General features: G+C 43.9%; 17 protein-coding genes. All 17 read left to right on the top strand.

What is annotated here, in order from left to right:
• The first annotated feature begins 158 nt into the window (after positions 1-158).
• Positions 159-902 (top strand): imidazole glycerol phosphate synthase subunit HisF, encoded by a 744-nt coding sequence (hisF, locus tag ACZ5PW_RS03240; protein WP_464557972.1) that lies wholly within the window; start codon positions 159-161, stop codon positions 900-902.
• A 4-nt stretch (positions 903-906) separates the two neighbouring features.
• On the top strand, positions 907-1,515 hold the full coding sequence (gene hisH / locus ACZ5PW_RS03235; protein WP_464557971.1) for an imidazole glycerol phosphate synthase subunit HisH: 609 nt from the start codon (positions 907-909) through the stop codon (positions 1,513-1,515).
• A gap of 12 nt (positions 1,516-1,527) precedes the next feature.
• Complete coding sequence (locus ACZ5PW_RS03230; RefSeq protein WP_464557970.1) at positions 1,528-2,748, top strand: N-acetyl sugar amidotransferase; 1,221 nt, start codon at positions 1,528-1,530, stop codon at positions 2,746-2,748.
• A 56-nt stretch (positions 2,749-2,804) separates the two neighbouring features.
• A complete protein-coding gene (locus tag ACZ5PW_RS03225; RefSeq protein WP_464557969.1) occupies positions 2,805-3,830 on the top strand; it encodes a nucleotidyltransferase family protein in 1,026 nt (341 codons plus the stop codon).
• The gene (locus tag ACZ5PW_RS03220; protein WP_464557968.1) at positions 3,817-5,232 is read left to right on the top strand and encodes a capsular polysaccharide export protein, LipB/KpsS family; all 1,416 of its coding nucleotides are present in this window, start codon (positions 3,817-3,819) and stop codon (positions 5,230-5,232) included. The genes ACZ5PW_RS03225 and ACZ5PW_RS03220 overlap by 14 nt, the downstream gene beginning before the upstream one ends.
• The gene (locus ACZ5PW_RS03215; protein WP_464557967.1) at positions 5,232-6,095 is read left to right on the top strand and encodes a polysaccharide deacetylase family protein; all 864 of its coding nucleotides are present in this window, start codon (positions 5,232-5,234) and stop codon (positions 6,093-6,095) included. Before ACZ5PW_RS03220 ends, ACZ5PW_RS03215 begins: the two co-directional genes overlap by 1 nt.
• A gap of 80 nt (positions 6,096-6,175) precedes the next feature.
• Positions 6,176-7,345, top strand: coding sequence for a pyridoxal phosphate-dependent aminotransferase (locus ACZ5PW_RS03210; protein ID WP_464557966.1), 1,170 nt, complete (start codon positions 6,176-6,178; stop codon positions 7,343-7,345).
• Positions 7,346-7,347: 2 nt separating this feature from the next.
• Positions 7,348-9,177: a beta/alpha barrel domain-containing protein gene (locus ACZ5PW_RS03205; protein WP_464557965.1), complete on the top strand. Its 1,830-nt coding sequence runs from the start codon at positions 7,348-7,350 to the stop codon at positions 9,175-9,177.
• A gap of 1 nt (position 9,178) precedes the next feature.
• Positions 9,179-10,135 carry an aminopeptidase gene (locus ACZ5PW_RS03200; RefSeq protein ID WP_464557964.1) on the top strand — a complete coding sequence of 319 codons (957 nt, stop codon included), beginning with the start codon at positions 9,179-9,181 and terminating at the stop codon, positions 10,133-10,135.
• 12 nt (positions 10,136-10,147) lie between these two features.
• On the top strand, positions 10,148-12,382 hold the full coding sequence (locus ACZ5PW_RS03195) for an AMP-binding protein (RefSeq protein WP_464557963.1): 2,235 nt from the start codon (positions 10,148-10,150) through the stop codon (positions 12,380-12,382).
• A 149-nt stretch (positions 12,383-12,531) separates the two neighbouring features.
• Positions 12,532-13,374, top strand: a complete 843-nt coding sequence (locus ACZ5PW_RS03190; protein WP_464557962.1) for an AAC(3) family N-acetyltransferase — start codon at positions 12,532-12,534, stop codon at positions 13,372-13,374.
• Positions 13,355-14,569, top strand: a complete 1,215-nt coding sequence (locus ACZ5PW_RS03185; protein ID WP_464557961.1) for a methyltransferase domain-containing protein — start codon at positions 13,355-13,357, stop codon at positions 14,567-14,569. The genes ACZ5PW_RS03190 and ACZ5PW_RS03185 overlap by 20 nt, the downstream gene beginning before the upstream one ends.
• 7 nt (positions 14,570-14,576) lie before the next feature.
• Positions 14,577-14,789 (top strand): acyl carrier protein, encoded by a 213-nt coding sequence (locus ACZ5PW_RS03180; protein WP_464557960.1) that lies wholly within the window; start codon positions 14,577-14,579, stop codon positions 14,787-14,789.
• An 88-nt stretch (positions 14,790-14,877) separates the two neighbouring features.
• On the top strand, positions 14,878-15,891 hold the full coding sequence (locus ACZ5PW_RS03175; protein ID WP_464557959.1) for a hypothetical protein: 1,014 nt from the start codon (positions 14,878-14,880) through the stop codon (positions 15,889-15,891).
• Between the two features lie 25 nt (positions 15,892-15,916).
• The gene (locus ACZ5PW_RS03170) at positions 15,917-16,648 is read left to right on the top strand and encodes a GDSL-type esterase/lipase family protein (protein ID WP_464557958.1); all 732 of its coding nucleotides are present in this window, start codon (positions 15,917-15,919) and stop codon (positions 16,646-16,648) included.
• Positions 16,649-16,650: 2 nt separating this feature from the next.
• Positions 16,651-17,466 carry an NAD-dependent epimerase/dehydratase family protein gene (locus tag ACZ5PW_RS03165; protein ID WP_464557957.1) on the top strand — a complete coding sequence of 272 codons (816 nt, stop codon included), beginning with the start codon at positions 16,651-16,653 and terminating at the stop codon, positions 17,464-17,466.
• Positions 17,459-17,995 (top strand): acyltransferase, encoded by a 537-nt coding sequence (locus tag ACZ5PW_RS03160; protein ID WP_464557956.1) that lies wholly within the window; start codon positions 17,459-17,461, stop codon positions 17,993-17,995. Before ACZ5PW_RS03165 ends, ACZ5PW_RS03160 begins: the two co-directional genes overlap by 8 nt.
• Position 17,996: the final 1 nt, after the last annotated feature.

Here is a 17,996-nt window from a genome sequence, read left to right as displayed (position 1 = left end):
ACACTAGTCACATTCGAAAAAACACGAAAGCAATGGCAGCCACTGCCATTGACAATTCGTTCAATTTTACCTAACAAACAAAGAAAAAAGCTGCAATTTAAACCTTCATAATCCCTTTTACTTGGTAAAGGACTATGCAAGGGGTCAGGAGCAACAAAATGAACACGAGAATTATTGCAAGATTAGATGCAAAACCTCCGTATATAGCTAAACCAATTTATTTTGAAGGCTTACGTAAGGTAGGCACTCCAAAAGAATTGGCTCACAAATATAGCACCGCTGGAGCCGACGAAATCACATACATTGATATCTACTCCAGCCTCTGCGGTAGAGAAATCAAGCTGGATCCAATTATTGAAATTGCATCCAGCATTCTTATTCCATTTGCAGTCGGTGGCGGAATTAGATCCATTGATGACATGAAAGCTCTTTTCGACAGCGGAGCAGACAAGATCATTATTAACACCTATAGCCTGCTGGAAGCCCCTTCTATCATCGATAAGGCGGCCTCTTTGTTTGGCAGCCAGGCTATAACAGTCCAGATTGATGCGAAATGGAGAGAATCATGGTGGGAATGCTATGCTGAATGCGGCAAAACCCCCACAGGCAAAAATGTTCTGCACTGGGCAGAAGAAGTTGCTCAAAGAGGAGCTGGTGAAATTTTGCTCAGTTCTGTAGATCATGACGGCACCAAAGCTGGATTTGATATTCCCTTGATAAAAGCGGTTAATGAACTCACACCGATCCCTGTAATTGCCGGTAGTGGTGCAGGTTCACTTAAACATATTACCGACATGGCAGTGGAAGCCACACCATCAGCTGTAGCCCTGGCCTCTGTTCTTCATGATGACATTCTGTCCATCGATCAGGTCAAAGACGAGCTCAAAAAGGTAAGAGGATAAAGATATGAAACAGACTATCGGTGTCGTTAACATTGGATCGTGCTGCAATATTTTTAACATCCTCAAGTCACTTAATTTTATTACAGCCAATGCAATTGTAGTGGACAAACCAGAGGATTTACAAAAAGTTGACAAAATCCTTCTACCTGGAGTCGGAAATTTCAAGAATGCCATGAAAGACCTTAAAGACAGACAACTGCTCGCTCCTCTCGCAGAAGCTGTGAAAAGTAAGCACACTCTCGGGATCTGTCTTGGAATGCAAATTCTGGCTGAAATGGGGTATGAAGATGGTAAATGTAAAGGTTTGGGGGCGATTAAAGGCGATGTAAAAAGAATGGGTTCCAGCTTGGAACTCCCCCATCTAGGATGGAAAAAAATGGCATTCAATGGCCCCGCTTCCCCCATATTCGAAGGAATCACTCCTGACGATGAATTTTACTTCATGCACTCTTTTGAATTCAAAAATGATGACGTGGCTATTGCCACTGCAGAATACAGTGGGCAGAAGTTCATTTCGGCAATATCTAAAGACAACATATACGGACTTCAGTTTCATCCTGAAAAAAGCCGTTCTCAGGGTATACGTATCCTGGTCAACTTTTACAATCTCTAGGGGATCTTAGATATGCAACACAAAGAGACCAAAAAAAGATTTAATCTTCCTGATGAAATAAAATTCTGCAAGCGCTGCATCATGTCTAACCAGCGCCCCAGGATCACATTTGACGAAGAAGGTATTTGCTCAGCCTGCCGCTTCGCTGAATATAAAAATTTTGTTGTCGACTGGGATGCCAGAGAAAAAGAATTAAGGGATTTATGCGATAAACACCGCTCCAAAGACGGTAGCTTTGATGTAATAGTTCCTTCTAGTGGCGGTAAAGACAGTGGATTTGTTGCCCACAAGCTGCGGAACGAATATGGAATGCATCCGCTCACCGTCACCTGGGCTCCTGCTTTGTGGACTCCTGACGGTATGAAAAACTATGAAAATCACATAGTTGAAGGAGGCCTGGACAACATCATGCTCAAACCAAGCGGTGTAGTCCACAGAAAATTGACCAAGCTTTCCTTTGAACTTCAGGGCGACCCTTTCATGCCTTTTACTTTCGGACAGTATAATGCTCCCCTGAAAATGGCCGTACAGCACAATGTTAAACTTGTTATGTACGGAGAGAACTCCGAAGTCGAATACGGCGGATCCATGAAACACGCATATCATCCAGATGTCCCCATTCAGGATGTTGAGCTGATGAATATGCATGGCTTCACCCTAGATGTAATGCGTAAATACGGCATCAAGGAATCCGACCTGCAGATTTACAGGAGACCTCCTCAGAAAGAACTCGACCGAGTAGGCGTACAGTTGCACTACATGGGGCACTACACTAAATGGCTACCCCAGAAAAACTTTTACTATTGTGCTGAAAATACAGGGTTCAAACCTTACTACAAACGCAGTGAAGGCACATACTCAAAGTATGCCTCAATCGATGACAGACTTGATGGATTCCACTACTACCTGATGTTCATTAAATTTGGCATAGGCCGTGCGACTTCAGATGCTGCACACGAAGTAAGAGATGGACATATCACCCGTGAAGAAGCCGTCGGCCTCGTCAAGCGTTTTGACGGCGAATTCCCATATGACAACTATCAGACCTTCCTTGACTATTGCGACATAGATGATGATTTTTTCTGGAAAGTAGTCAATAGCTGGCGTTCTCCCCATGTCTGGAAAGAAGAAAAGGGAGAATGGATTCTGAAAAAGGCAGTATGGCATGAGGAAGCATTGAAGGAAGCTCTTGAACCTTCCCCCGTACTGAAAGGATGTAAGATAAAAAAATAATATCTGTACAGCCCTTGTCTTAAAGACAAGGGCTGTACATTATCCTCGGGATTTTTATGTTATTCAAGTTAGTACTATCCAAAGACACTACATTTGAGCAGGCCATTGAATCTGTTGATCGCCACGGATATGGATTTGTACCTGTAGTTGATCAGGACAATCGTCTTTTGGGCATCATTGCAGACGGTGATATCAGACGTGCTGTGCTGGCAGGGAAAAGAGACCTTAAAGCGATTATCAATTCTAACCCACACACACTTCCTGAAGGAGTTTCTCCCAAAAAAGCATTCCAAACTCTGAGAAGCATTGAACGACGCCACGCGCCTATTGTTGACAGCGACAACAAGCTCATCGACATCATTACTCTTGACGACCTAGACTACAATGCCAAGCCCAATGTAGCAGTAATTATGGCCGGAGGATTAGGCTCAAGGCTCGGTGACTTAACTAAAACAACACCAAAACCAATGCTGCCCATCGGGAATAAGCCTGTGTTGGAGTATATTATTGAAGCCTTATTCAAAAACGGCTTCACAAATTTAATGATTAGCGTGAACTACAAATCCGAAGTCATTAAAGATTATTTTGGCGATGGCTCTGATTTTGGCGTTGGAATTGAATACATAGAAGAAACCAAAAGAATGGGCACAGCCGGCTCCCTGGGATTAATCAGCAGAGAAATGAAAGAGCCTTTTCTGGTTATGAACGGGGACATCCTCACAAACCTTAATTTCGGGTCCCTGCTCAGACATCATATTTCCAGTGAAGCAGCACTCACAATCTGCTCAAGAGATTTCAACTACCAACTACAGTATGGAATCATTGAACAAGACAATGGCAGCGTAACAGGATTCAAGGAAAAACCCTCGCTAAACTTCCAAATTAGTGCTGGAATTTATGCTCTTTCTCCAGAAATACTATCCCTGATCCCTGAAGAAACTTTCTACGATATGACCACCGCAATATCAGACGCATGTAAAAACAATATGAGCGTAAGTACATTTCCTTTAGATGGCTACTGGATTGATATTGGACAAAAACAAGATTACCACAACGCAATAAACGACTATGCCCCAAGATAAAAAAGACGCTGTTTTACTTATAGGTAGAGGAATTTTATTTACATCCTACATTCAAGGTATGATCAATGAGTATAGTAAACATTATACTGTACTTGTCGTTGACAACCCTTCCATGGAATACACGGGAGATTACATACGAATTGAAAATGACTACTACCGCCAGAATGTGTCCTTCTCCGATTCCGATGTAAAAAACGCTGAAGAAGAACTGGGCATAAACGCGATCTATTCATACTCAAATTATCTCTATTATGGCCGACTTGCTCAGGAAGCGAATATAGATCACTCTTCATATTGGCTCTCAAAAGAGAAGATCACCAACGATTTTTACTCATCATATATCTATTTCAAACAAATATTTGACGGATACAATATTGTCTTTGCATTCCATGACACAATTGACCAAGTTTATTCTTTTGTGCTTGAAGCATTTTCCCAAAAAATGGGCTTCGGATTCTATCATACATATATCATACCGGGAATATTCAATAACAGACTGCTGAACGGCACAACACAGCAGATTATCAATCCCCAGTTCAAATACGAATTACTATTTGGCGAACCTCCGTCCAATGAAGAAAATAATTTCATTGAAGAGATCATGGCATCTTTTTCAAAAGAAAAGCCGACAATGGATTATATGAAAGTCCGCCCGACTTCCTTGTTCAACCGCTATGAAGTTACAAGCCTGATCAAAAATTTCAGCAACATCAAATATGCTGTAAAAAGAGTCCGCAATCGAATGTACCTGCAAAAAAAATGTAAAGACTTTGATCTCGGCAGTGCTGGAAAATACATTCTGTTCTTTTTTTCCCACCAGCCGGAATCTGTAACAACCTCAGCCGCCCAGCAGTATGCCGACCAGTGGAAGATTGTTGAAGAACTGGCGATACACGCACCATCAGATATAAACATCGTGATCAAGGATCACCCTTTCGGCTTTGGTTGGCGGGGTAAGGACTATTTCGAAAGACTAATCCGCTTGCCCAACGTCCATATGGCACCGGTAAACTATCCTAGCAAAGAGCTTATCCAGAACGCGCAAGCAGTCCTAACCATCAACGGCTCCGTCGGCCTTGAAGCACTTATGTACGGGGTAAAATCCTACAGTCTGGGCAATGCTTGGTATTCACATCCGGAATTCATTCCGAACCTGTCTTGCCCTGTAGAAGTCTATTCCAGACTTTCTGAGCCTAAGCTGACAGAAGAGCAAAGAAAACGCATTCTTCTTGCATCCTATAGATCAAGCGTTGATTTTAAGGTGGAATACCAACCCACTATAACCAGAGAAAAGATTGAATCAGGCGAAAGAATGGCCGCACACATGGTGGCAAACAAAAATATCTATTTCAATAGGTATGAAAATATTACTGACATGGTATATGGCAACCAGGCAGATTAATGTACCACGACTTACTTATACGTTCTTATTCAAACAAATTTCTGGCTAAAGCCGCCAGAGAAATGGTTCATCGCTTTCATCCTCAAGATTTTTTTATAAAATTCATGCGCAAGCAGGAAAATCCTTTGGCTGAAGCTGCTTACACACTCACTTTTGATTTTGACTTTGAAAAGGATATAGAAGCTTTTCCTTTCCTTCTGGACCAGCTAAAACAACACAATATCAAAGCCGGCTTTGCGGTTATCGGAAAGTTTGTAGAAAAATACCCCGATATCCACAAGCGGGCGGTTGATGAAGGCCATGAGATCATCAACCACACATACACACATCCTGATAATCCGCACTGGGCCCCAAACAGATTTTTCAACCGACTCTCTTATGCTGAGCAAAAAGAAGAAATAGAAAAAACACACGAAGTTTATCAAAAAATACTCGGTGTTGAATGCATCGGTTTTCGTACTCCCCATTACGGCAATCTACATACCGAAAGTGTGTACCCCATACTAGCAGAATTGGGCTACAAATACAGCAGCTCCACCGCCGCTTGCGGATACAAAGGCTACGGAGCTCCTTCTGTTCATTCGCACGGAATAGTCGAAATTCCCACCGGGTGCAGTCTTAACTTTCCACTAGCAATATTTGACTCCTGGAACATGCTGCGCAAGAATAATCCTTTTCTCGGTGATGACGAACTGTTCATAGAAGAGTTCAAAAACACAATTGATGCCATAAGACGCAACAATCTTTACCTGACCCACTATTTCGACCCTTATGATGTGGTGGAGGGCAACAAGCTTGAACGCATGCTTGGCTGCCTTCAGCAACTCAAGACCCCCTTATACAAAGATATCATCACTCGTTGACAAAATCTGATTTTTTGATGTATTTATTGTTCAGTTTTTCCTCACAAACTAGATAAAAAAACGTATGGCGGAGTAGAAGGATGAACATTGCACGTAGTCTGCCAGGATCTGGAATTCGTAAATTCTTTGAAATGGCGAATTCGCTCAAAGCTCAGGGCCACGATGTCCTCCGTATGGAAATTGGAAGGCCGGACTGGAAAATTAACAATAAAGTTCAAACCTTGCTCAGCGATGCCATGAATCATGGGGCATATCATTATATGTCTAACCGTGGCGATATAAAGCTCAGAAAAGTGCTAAGTGATCAAATTTTCCAGAAAACAGGCAAACGCTACGCACCTGAAACAGAAATGATCCTTACCACTGGGGCCAGCGAAGGTCTGGCAATGTGTGCCCTTGCCCTCCTTGCTCCCGGTGATGAAATCATCATTCCAGAGCCTGCATGGCCTCACTACAAAGCCGTAGCACAACTGGCTGGTGCCAAAGCTATGACTGTGGATGTTTCACCTGAAAATGATTTCATCATTGACCCGAAACAGATAAAGAAAGCAATTTCTCCTAAAACTAAAATTTTAGTGGTTAATACCCCCGGCAATCCTACAGGTGCTATTCAGCCCACCGAGGTATTAAAGGAGCTTGCTTCCCTCGCTGAGAAACATGGTTTCTTCATTCTTGCCGACGAAGTTTATGACCATTTTGTCTATGGTGAGAATAGACACGTTTCCATGGCCTCCATCATGGGCGAAAGTGACCGCCTCATCTATCTCAACAGCCTATCCAAGACATATAGCATTACCGGGTGGCGTATTGGATACGTGTGCGCCTTTCCTGAAATATCGGACGCTTTAAACAGGATTCACCAATATCTCACTGTGTGCGGAGTATCTACTGTCCACCATGCTGCAGCAAGATTTCTGAATTCCAAGGAAAGTTCTGAAGACCTTACATCCATGATTGAAGAATTTTCTCATCGCAGGGCAGTGTGGACTGAAGCTGAGCCCATTGACAATTTTTCTTTCCCTTCTCCGTCCGGGGCCTTTTACATTTTTCCCAAGTTTTCGTTCAGGGGCATGAGATCAGAAGAATTCTGCGAATACATGCTGGCAAATGAGCATATCTGCATGGTACCGGGGTCCGTATTCGGAGAGGGCTTTGATGACCATGTCAGGATTTCTTTCAGTGGCACGGTTGAAACCCAGCTGAAAGCCAAAGAAAAGCTTAGCAATTTTTTTAACTCCTGCAGGGGGTAATTATGAAAGAGTTGAGACAAGTTGAAATACTGGAATGCAGCCTTCGTGACGGCAGCTATGCAATCGACTTTAACTTTACTTCTGCAGACACTGAACTGCTGGTTGAAAAACTGACAGGCATCGGTTTCAACTGGATTGAAATCGGACACGGCCTGGGCATGGGCGCAGAACTCGTGGGTAAAGGCGAAATGCCCAACAACGACCTGGCCCTCCTTAAAGCAGCCAGGCAATGCACGTCCGCAAATATCGGAATGTTTTATCTTCCAGAATTATCCTCCAAAAAACAGCTTGTAGCTGCGGCTGACAACGGCCTCGATTTTGTAAGAATCGGTGCCAATGCCACTGAAGCAGAAAGTGCATTCAGCCACCTGACTTACGCAAAAAGCCTCGGCTTGACCGTTGGAATGAATTTCATGAAAAGCTACGCCATCTCTGCTGACGAATTCGGCGTACTCTCCAAACAGGCTGTCGAGGCCGGAGCTGACATTATCTATCTTGTTGATTCCGTGGGTGGAATGACTCCCGCAGAAGTTGAACAATACCTTTCAGCAACCAAAAAAAATTGTAAGTGTGAGCTTGGCTTCCACGGACACGACAACCTGAAGATGGCAGTTGCCAATACCCTGAAAGCGCATGAGTGCGGGGCAAGATTTCTTGATGCCACTATCATGGGAATCGGCAGAGGAGCCGGCAATGCTGCTTCAGAAGCTTTGGCCTGCCTGCTGGAGGACAGCGGCATCCCCACAGGGGTTGATATCGGGTCTCTTCTTAAACTGGCCGATACATATGTATGGCCACTTCTGAGCAATCTGACAATGTATAGCACTCAGGAAGTTGCCATGGGATATGGTAAGTTCCACTCCAGCCACCTGCCCAAAGTAAAGTCTGCCAGTAAAAAATATAATGCCGATCTCAAAGAGTTGATCATCAAGATGGGCCGGATCGACCCGGTTGATATTGATGACCGGACCCTTGAGCAGACAGCCCTCGAAATGAAGAACACCCAGAGTGATTTCGAATCGCTGGCCCTTACTTCCTACCCCGGCCTGAAGGATCTTCAGGACAAAATCTCCTTAAACGACGATGCTGTTACCGAGTTGATCAAAGGTATTGCCGTTACCTGTGCAAAACGAAGAAAATCTACCCCTGTGCTTGAACTGGAGATCATTGATTCCGGATCAGACGAACTTCTGGTTGCTGAACATATATGGGACAGCGAAAGGGTTGTAGTAGGAAGAATCACTGCCGGAAATGTATCCAAAATCATTTCAATGGTGGAATTCCTAGCAGGAAGTCCATTTCATTTTGTGGTCAACCCCCGAAAATCAGCTTTGTCCGAAGACGAAATAACACTTCTACGTAGCAAACTCGGATATCATAATGTTTTTTCCGTCGATACCGGACAATTGAAGAAAAATTATATTTTCAATGCTCTTACATATCTCGGCAATCAGCTGGAGAATAAAAGCATCATGATCTTCGGTGAAGGTGAGCAGTTGAAATCTCACCTGCTACAATTTTCTTCCTTCGAACAGATCATTGTAGTGGACAAAGATGCCGGAGACTCAGAAACCAGCAGCACAATAACCAATATTGATGACTGGGCACTCTTGGATATGAAAGTAGATATTATTTATACTACCATGATCCCCGATACACGGACAGAAGAAAAACTGCAGAAATGCCTTGGCCCCAAAAGCAGGCTGATAAGCCCTTTTGCATCCCATGCTGACAATAGAGCCTATTACCTACTTAATCTTGATGCTGCTTATGAAGGCATAAAAGAGTATATCGAGGTTCCGGATTTTACTATACAGGGGGCAGAAGATTAACATGCAGAAAGCAATCGACAACCTCCTTATAAACTGCGCAGGACTGCAAAAGCATGAATCTCTGCTCATTGTGACAGACAAAGGAACTCTAAAAGTGGGCGAAGCAATTGCCGGGCGGGCAAAGGAAATAGCCAAGGTCAGACTGATTAATATTCCAGCCATGACCATGCACGGACAGGAACCCACTGAAGAAGTCGCTGAAGCCATGCTTGAGCATGATGTAACTTTCGGGCTTACCAAGAAATCCCTTGCGCACACGAAGGCAAGATTCAATGCCACCCTGAAAGGTCGCCGCTACCTGAGCCTTCCGGACTATTCATTGGAACTCCTTGAGAGCAAAGCCCTGGAATACGACTTTTCGTCCCTTTGCAGTGAAGCTGACTATCTTTCAGCGAAACTGGATGTGGCAACATTTTGTAGGGTGACATCCAAGCTGGGGACAGATATTTCATTCAGACTGAATGGTCGTGCAGCCAATTCATGCCCGGGACTAGCCAGAAATCCCGGAGAACTGGCCTCACCTCCGGATGCTGAAGTCAATATCGCTCCCCTTGAATTAGAAACCAATGGCAGGATTGTTGTCGATGGCAGTATCCCCTGCGATGAAATCGGTGTTTTAAAAACTCCAGTAACCGTGAATGTTACTAATGGCAGCATAAATGAATTCAAAGGTGATGCAGGCCCGGCGCTGGAAAAAATTTTTAAAGATTCAGGTAGTGACAGTTCGCTCATTCTAGGCGAACTCGGTATCGGCCTAAACCCCGAAGCAAATTTATGCGGTGTAATGCTCGTTGACGAAGGATGCAGAGGAACTGTCCACTTCGGTTTCGGCTCAAACAGCACCATCGGTGGAACGAACTCAGCCCCCATGCATCTGGATATGGTTATAAAAGACCCAACACTCATCATTGATAATAAAACGGTCATTGAAGACGGCCGCATACTTGAACTCTCATAGCCGGAGGAAATAATGGACGCCATTCAAAGAATAAAAAATATTTTCGACCGCCAGTCAGAAAAAGTATTCCTCATCGACTCAACTGATTCCCGGGAATATTCTTATGCTGAAATATACAACGACTCTCTTCTCATGTGTGAAGAACTCAGCAGAATAGGGCTCAAGCGCGGAGACCGGATAGCCATAATACTACCCAACTCCATCGATCATGCCGTACTTCTTTTTGCCTGTATGTTTTCAGGCGTGACAACCATCCCCATAAACCAGAGCCAGACTGTGAATGAAATTTCGGTCATCCTTTCCGAATCAAAAACAGACCGGGTTATCTGCGAGGAAGAATCCCTCGACAAAGTATCTCGGGCAAAGGAAGAGCTCTCCACACATATTTTCAATGCAATGCTGGAGAACAAGAAAAACAGCCAAACCGATCCCCAATCTATATCACCTTTCGAAGGTGTCAGTGAAGATGACATCCTGACCATCGTATTTACCTCTGGAACAACCGGAACTCCTAAAGGAGTCATCCACAAGATCAAAACCCTGATCAACAATGGTAACCTGTTTTGCACAGAAATGGGCATCGATGACAGCTGCCGCTTCTACAACCTCCTTTCCATGTCCTACCTCGGGGGCTACTACAACCTGCTGTTGCTCCCCTTTGTGGCCGGGGGGTCTGTGGTTGTAGCGGAGGCTTTCAGCCCACATTCCGCTATGGATTTCTGGCCGCCGATTATCAAGCATAAAGTAAACACTCTCTGGCTGGTTCCCACCATTATTTCCATCATTCTCGAATTCGACCGCCGGGAAGATGGCGAAAAGTACTGCAAGGACAATATTAAACATACAATCGCCGGTACTGCTCCTCTTACCGATTCAGTAAAGAATGCCTTTGAAAGCAGATACGGGGTTGAAATTTTCCAGAACTACGGTTTGTCAGAAACTCTCTTTATTTCGATTCAGACCCCTAACAAAAAGGCTGCTAAAGGAGTTGGTGAAATCGTCCCCGGTGTTCAGGTTGAAATCCGCAAACTGGCTGATCGGAGCATGGAAAAAGGAGATGAAGGCGAAATTTACGTAAAAACCCCATACTTAATGACCGGTTATTTCAATCAGGAAACAGAGCTTGATGATGAAGGCTTTTTCCCAACTGGAGATATCGGGCACATAAGGGACGGGCAATTACGCATTTCAGGGCGCAAAAAAGACCTTATTATCAGATCAGGTCTAAATATCAGCCCGCTGGCGATTGAGAATTTGCTCCTGAAGCATGACCAAGTAAGTAAATGCGCTGTAATAGGTGTTCCTCACAGAATCAATGGTGAAGACATCGTTGCTGTTGTTTCAGTGAACTCTGAAACAGATTTTTCAGCGGTCAAAAAAGAACTTTTGGAAATGTGTGACAGGAGCCTGTCGTCCACTAAAAGGCCCTCTTTGTTCTTCCAAGCTGACTCATTTCCCATGAGCAGTAGTGGTAAGATACAGAAGAATGTTCTTAAGGATATCGTTTTACAGCGTATTTCCAATGCTGACTTCAGCCTGATCAAAAATCAGGCAGCATCTGATAAATTTTCCTTGGGAATGAAGGTAAAAAGGAAGATCAACCGTCCCGATCAAGATTTAGTTAAACAGATTTCCGAGTTCCCCACAACGGTGGTATCCGATGCTTTAAACCGACTAGGCTCCGTATCCGGAGACATCCAGGCTGTATGCAAGGACCGTCCCTTCTGCGGCCCGGCCTTTACCGTTGAAGAAGCTGAAGGCAGCAACATGATGAATCACATCGCCCTTGATTTAATAAAAGATGGCGATGTGTTAGTAATCAACGGCAAAGGAGCGACGAGTCGATCCTGCTGGGGTGGTCTGCAAACTCTGAGGGCCACCAAAGTCGGAGCTGCTGCTGTAATCGTAGACGGCAGTGTTCGGGATTATGATGACATTGCAAACTCCGACCTTCCGGTATACTCAAAAGCTCTGGTTCCCGGCGGACCGGTTAAAGAACCTTTCGGCCGAATCAACTATCCCACTGCATTCGGCGGCGTGGCTGTCTGCCCGGGAGATGTAGTCATGGGTGACAATGACGGCATCATCGTCATCCCCCATCACCTGCTCGAAGAAGTTATCCCTGTTTGCCGTAATAAGATTGAACAGGAAAAAAAATGGTTTGCAGGAGTTGAAGCAGGGGAATCCGCCATGAAAGTTGTGGGCATCGATAATTTCCTGAAAAAACAAGTTATTGATTACGAATAAAAATGATTAATAAGATTTATAACAAATACCATCAGATAGTCTGTAAGCGGGAAACTTCCAGATTAAAAGCAAAAGGCCGAAAACATTCTCACTTGTTTCAGCCTAAAGGCAACATCAATTTCAGTGATTTCACTTCCACGCTCAAAGAGATGGGAGTCACAAGCTCTGACACGCTACTTATCCGTCTGTCATCACAAGCCATGCCTTATCTGGACGGAGGACTGCTGGGATTCTACAATAACCTATTTGATTATGTAGATAGCGGCAAAGGTAACGTCATGAGCCTGTCTTATTCATTCGACAGAAGTCCTTTGATGTACCTAGCGATGGATCCAACATTCAACGCAGAAGGAACCCCTACAACCATCGGGATGTGTAGCGAGATATTTCGCAGGATGCCTGGTGTGATCCGCAGCATCCACCCTACACATTCTGTTTCGGTATACGGCGCAGACAAAAAAGAGATAGCCGGAGCTCATCATTGTGATCCTAATGCTTACTCTGAAATGTCCCCATTCGGACATCTTTATAAGCACAAGCCCGGCAAGGAAATCATCATAGGCTTAAACCATTCATCTGTGGGACAGCATTTCATTGAAAATAAAACAACTGTAACCGGGAAGATCAGCAAGCCTATCCTTTCGAAAGTAACAGTTGACGGCAACGTGCAGAGGCTTCCATTCTATGTCGACAACCCGTTTGTCAAACACATTAACGCGTTCCAGAAGCCTCCGTTCCTGCATTTATTGAAGGAAATGAATGTATTAAAGCAGTCCTACATAAACGGAATTTCCGTATATGTTTATGATTCAAGAGCTTTTTACAAAAAACTAGGGCCCATATATAACTCACACATGAGGCCTTTTACATATGAAAAGACAAAAACATTCATACTGAATAATTTTGCCAAGCCTATAGTTTTAAACCACTTTTTCAAGTCAGAGCAAGGAAGTCTTGTTCCAAGGAAAGAAAATGAAAAAACTAACCTTTAATGAGGATGTAATCCTTCACCGCAGGGCTGAGGTCTGGTCACTGATGAATGTAAGAGCATTAACACATGTGGAAGTATCAACTGAGACATTGACTGCCCTTGAATCCATGATCAGTTCTGGTGCACCCGCAGATGGTGACTTCCACGCTTGTGACAGGACCTACTTTTCTAATCTATACTGCTTGATGGGAGACCCCACAAGGTTCCTTGACGATTTAACCAAAAACTATTCCGAGAGAAACAGCTCCGCGCTCACAATGCAGGACTACACACCAGAAGCAAGTGAACTGACCGATATGGATCAGATCGTGGACATTCTGGAAAAACGCCTGATCCTGACCGCTGCAGACGATGATTACTCCCCATACTTCTCTGCCAAGGAATCCCTGTTCGATGCAGAACACATAGGCACATTTCACCAGCAGGTCGGACTGCAGTTACTGGAACAACTACGAACCACATCTGACAAATGGTGGCCGACCCAAAAATTTGGAGCAGATGGTGATCTTCTGGAAAACGCCTATCGTTTTGTACAATATGATTTTTTCAAAAAGTTTTTCACCCGGGAACGGGTAAGCGGTAAAAAGATACTCGATCTCGGATGCGGAACCGGATTTTATAGCAGACACTTTCTTGAAAACGGAGCAAAGGTCACAGGTGTTGACCCGAACAGTGATTACATTTCAATCGCAGATAAAGCATGTGCAGATTTCAAGAATGCTGAATTCAAAGTTGGTATTGTCGAAGAAGGTTCAGATTGCCTAAGAGATGATGACAAATTTGATATCATCTATATCAGCGACATGTTTTTATTCTATACCAAAGGAATAAAACCCAATGAGCCGCTCAATCCCGGGAAACTGCTTAATACTGTAAAAAAACACCTTAGCCCCACCGGCGTTGTGTACCTCACAGAACCGCACGGAATTTTCTGGCAGACACCATGGATGGGTAGTGAAAATCGGCCCTACACCATTGTTACAGAATACCTGAACAAAAAAATCGGAGTAACCCCGACCCTGTCGGAACTATCGTCCTTTTTCTCTGAATCCGGGCTCTCCATCGTGGAGATACACGAACCAACCCCGGAAGCTGCAAGCAAACAGGCCTTCGGAGAAAGAGCGTTCGGTTACTCTACGGAATTCCCCCTATGGTGGACATTTATACTCACCCACAAACCTGAAGTCATTATCTGAGGTAGATATGCAAGATAACATAATGAATATACTTGGCAAATACGCAACTCTCGATTCCTCTTTCACTGTTGCAACAGAATTCACTGAAATTGACGGCTGGGATTCGCTTAAACACGTGCAGTTCATTTTGGATGTGGAAAAGGAAATGAATCTCAAAATGACTCCTGAACAACTAATTTCATGCACATCAATCGATAAAATCATCGAAGCTGTGAAGTAGTTTAGGTTTTGCCGTCTTTCCCGGACAACAATCACCCTCCGGGAAAGACGATCAATTCCCACTTAAGATCAAATAATTGGTAAAATTAATGCAGAATCTGGACGTTTTCATCCATATAGGATTCCCTAAAACAGCAACATCTTTGCTGCAGGAAAGATATTTTCCAAACCTGACCGAAGCCCTTTATCTGGGCAAAAGGGCAGAAATATCCGAGGAATATCGCAAGGCCATCGCCAATCTGAGTACCACAAATATCTCAGCGGTGACCCAGGATACAATCGACAGAGTCTTCAATTATATTTCAAAACGGAATTCCGACAGACAGGCGGACAAAGTCATCATTAGCGATGAATGTTTCGCAGGTGGGGAAAATGACAATTTCCTGTACCTGATCAATGGAGTTCTGGCCTTGAGGAAGGTCTTTGGAAACCCCAAAATAATTTTCACCTTCAGGAAACAGGATGAATTCCTTGAGGAAGTTTACAGACAAAATATCCGTGGTGGATACTCTTCTTCTGTCTCGTACTTCCTGAACTACCAGAATGGCGAATTCGGCCAATTTTATCGTAGTGCCAGAAACAATGTTGATGTGCACAGTGTCAGTTGGATGGGGTTTCATAAATTCTTGTGTGAACAGCTTGGTGCCGAAAATGTACTCGCTGTCCCGTATGAGATGCTCAAATTTGATCCTGAATTGTTTTTCGACAGGATCGGGACCTTCCTCGGCACCTCTCCGATAGCCTTGGACACCACTGAATATGTCAACAAAATGGACAGCTATTACGCACTGAAGACTCTTAATTTTTTGAATAAATTTGTCAACAATCAGCGTAACGGAGCTCCTTTGATAATTCAAAATCCTTTGCTGCCATTCCTTCCTCCACCCACGGATTCTGAAGGAAAGATGATTCGAGGCTTGCGCAAACTTTCCCATAAAATGACTTTCAGGCATGGGGTCAAGGTACTGAATCATATCTTCAAACAAGATCACAACTTTTTCTCCGACGACCTTCGCCGCAAAATAATGGATGTCCATAAAGCTGAGAATATGGAGCTCGCAGAACTTCTGGAAATTGACCTAAAGGAATACGGATACTTCTAGCATTCGAGGGAGCACACTTACTGACATGGAAATACTTTTCTATACATCCCTGCTTATGAATGCTGCAATTTTAGCTGCAGCAATTCTTTTTGTACGTTCAAGAGGCGGCTTTAATTACCTAAAAACCAAATACAGGCATGTTTTCCACAAAGAACATTTTGATGCAGCCAATGCCCGGTTGATAGCAAACCGAGTTGACTGCATTGTAAACTCTTCCGGAAAACCGCAGGACATATATTTTCTGGGCGACAGCATCGTTGAATACGGCTTCTGGCATGACGGACTGGATAAAGTCGTTAACTACGGCATAGGTGGACAGACCAGTTCTGAACTTGCAAAGTGGTGTCCAAGAATGAAGGATCACAATCCGTCCGCGATAATACTGTTGGTAGGGATCAATAATTTCAAGGCTGGAGTAACAGCTGAACTGATTAGCACCTATCTTGAAGATATTAAAAAGATACGTAGCTGTTTTTCCGAAAATTCCCAATATATTGTACTTGGAATTCTGCCAGTGAATGAAGATATGGCCAAGGAATTCATAGCCTGCCAGAATATAGAACTGCGTGATATCAACAGCAAACTCCAAAATCTTTGCGCCAATATCCCCAACACGACATTTGTTGATGTTTCAAATGAGTTGGTTGACAACGCCAAGCAGCTTAACTCCCAATTTACCGTTGATGGGGTCCATTTGTCGCACCAAGGCTATAAGACTCTTACTGAATCACTTAAAAAAAGTACCGGGCTGCTTTAAACATGATTACTATCCTTGGAGCAACAGGATTTGTGGGGTCTGCACTTGTAACGGCACTTCAAGAAACAGGAGACGAGGTCTGTGGATTGTCACGGCCGGAATTTGTCCTTGAAGACAGCTCTACATTTTCTTCCATACCCGACAAAACAGAAATCCTTATCCATTCGGCCGGCCCGGCCGGCACTGAGCATTCCGAAGAAAAATACTGGAAAGAGTGCGTTCAGTCAGCTCATAAACTGGTGGAATTCATCAACCGAGAAAGAACCGGTATTAAGCTGATCCTCTATATTTCAAGTGGGGCCGTATACAAACCAACTCAAAACATACTCACTGAAACCAGTGAACTGGGACCGACAAACTTATATGGCCTGAGCCGAATGCTCTGCGAAAATATCCTGATGCACACAGCGGGATGCATAACGGCAATTGCCCGTCTATTTTTCCCTTATGGCCCGGGCCAGCGTATACCACGACTCATTCCATCTCTGACACAACGGATTCGCGAGAATGAAATTGTCACCCTGAATGATGAGCAGGGTTCACCGTTGATTAATCCAATTTACATTAAAGACCTAACAGACAGCCTAATTAAAATCATGCGCAACCCCGACCCCAAAATATACAATGTCGGTGGCTGTGAAAATGTAAGCATTAAACAACTGGCTCAAACTATAGGTGACGAGCTTGGAATCAGCCCTGTCTTTTCAATTAATAACACTCAATCATCCAATGTATACTGCTCCCCCAGGTTCAAATGCAAAACAGTGCTGACAGAAGGAATAAGGGCGACAATAATAAACGAGGATCCAAATGGATAATTTTACACCCAAACTGTTTAAGAGCGAAGGCCCGGGAACCCCGGATCTTTCACTCCTGAAAAAATGCGGTAAGAATGTCATCATTGAAGACGGCGTAAGAATATTCCACCCTGAAAATATCACAATCGGGGACAATGTATACATCGGTCACGACACAATTCTAAAAGGCTATTATACCACAGAAATGATTATTGGGAGTAATGTCTGGATTGGTCAACAGTGCTTCATCATGGGGGCAGGTGGACTAACTATCGGCGACTATGTAGGAATCGGTCCACAAGTCAAAATCCACCCATGCCTGCATAAAAACGATCGCCTGGACATCCCTACTTCATTTCAGAAAATTGTTTTTGATCCCATTGAAATAGAAACGGATGTGAACATCGGAATCGGTGCCATGATCATGCATGGGGTGACACTTCGTACAGGCAGTATTGTGGGTACTAATGCAGTGGTAACTAAATCTTTCCCTGAATATTCAATTCTGGCCGGAATACCGGCAAAATTGATAAGAACAAGAAACGAGTAAT

Source organism: Maridesulfovibrio salinus, from assembly GCF_055394525.1.
This window is presented reverse-complemented; position numbering and strand designations above follow the sequence as displayed.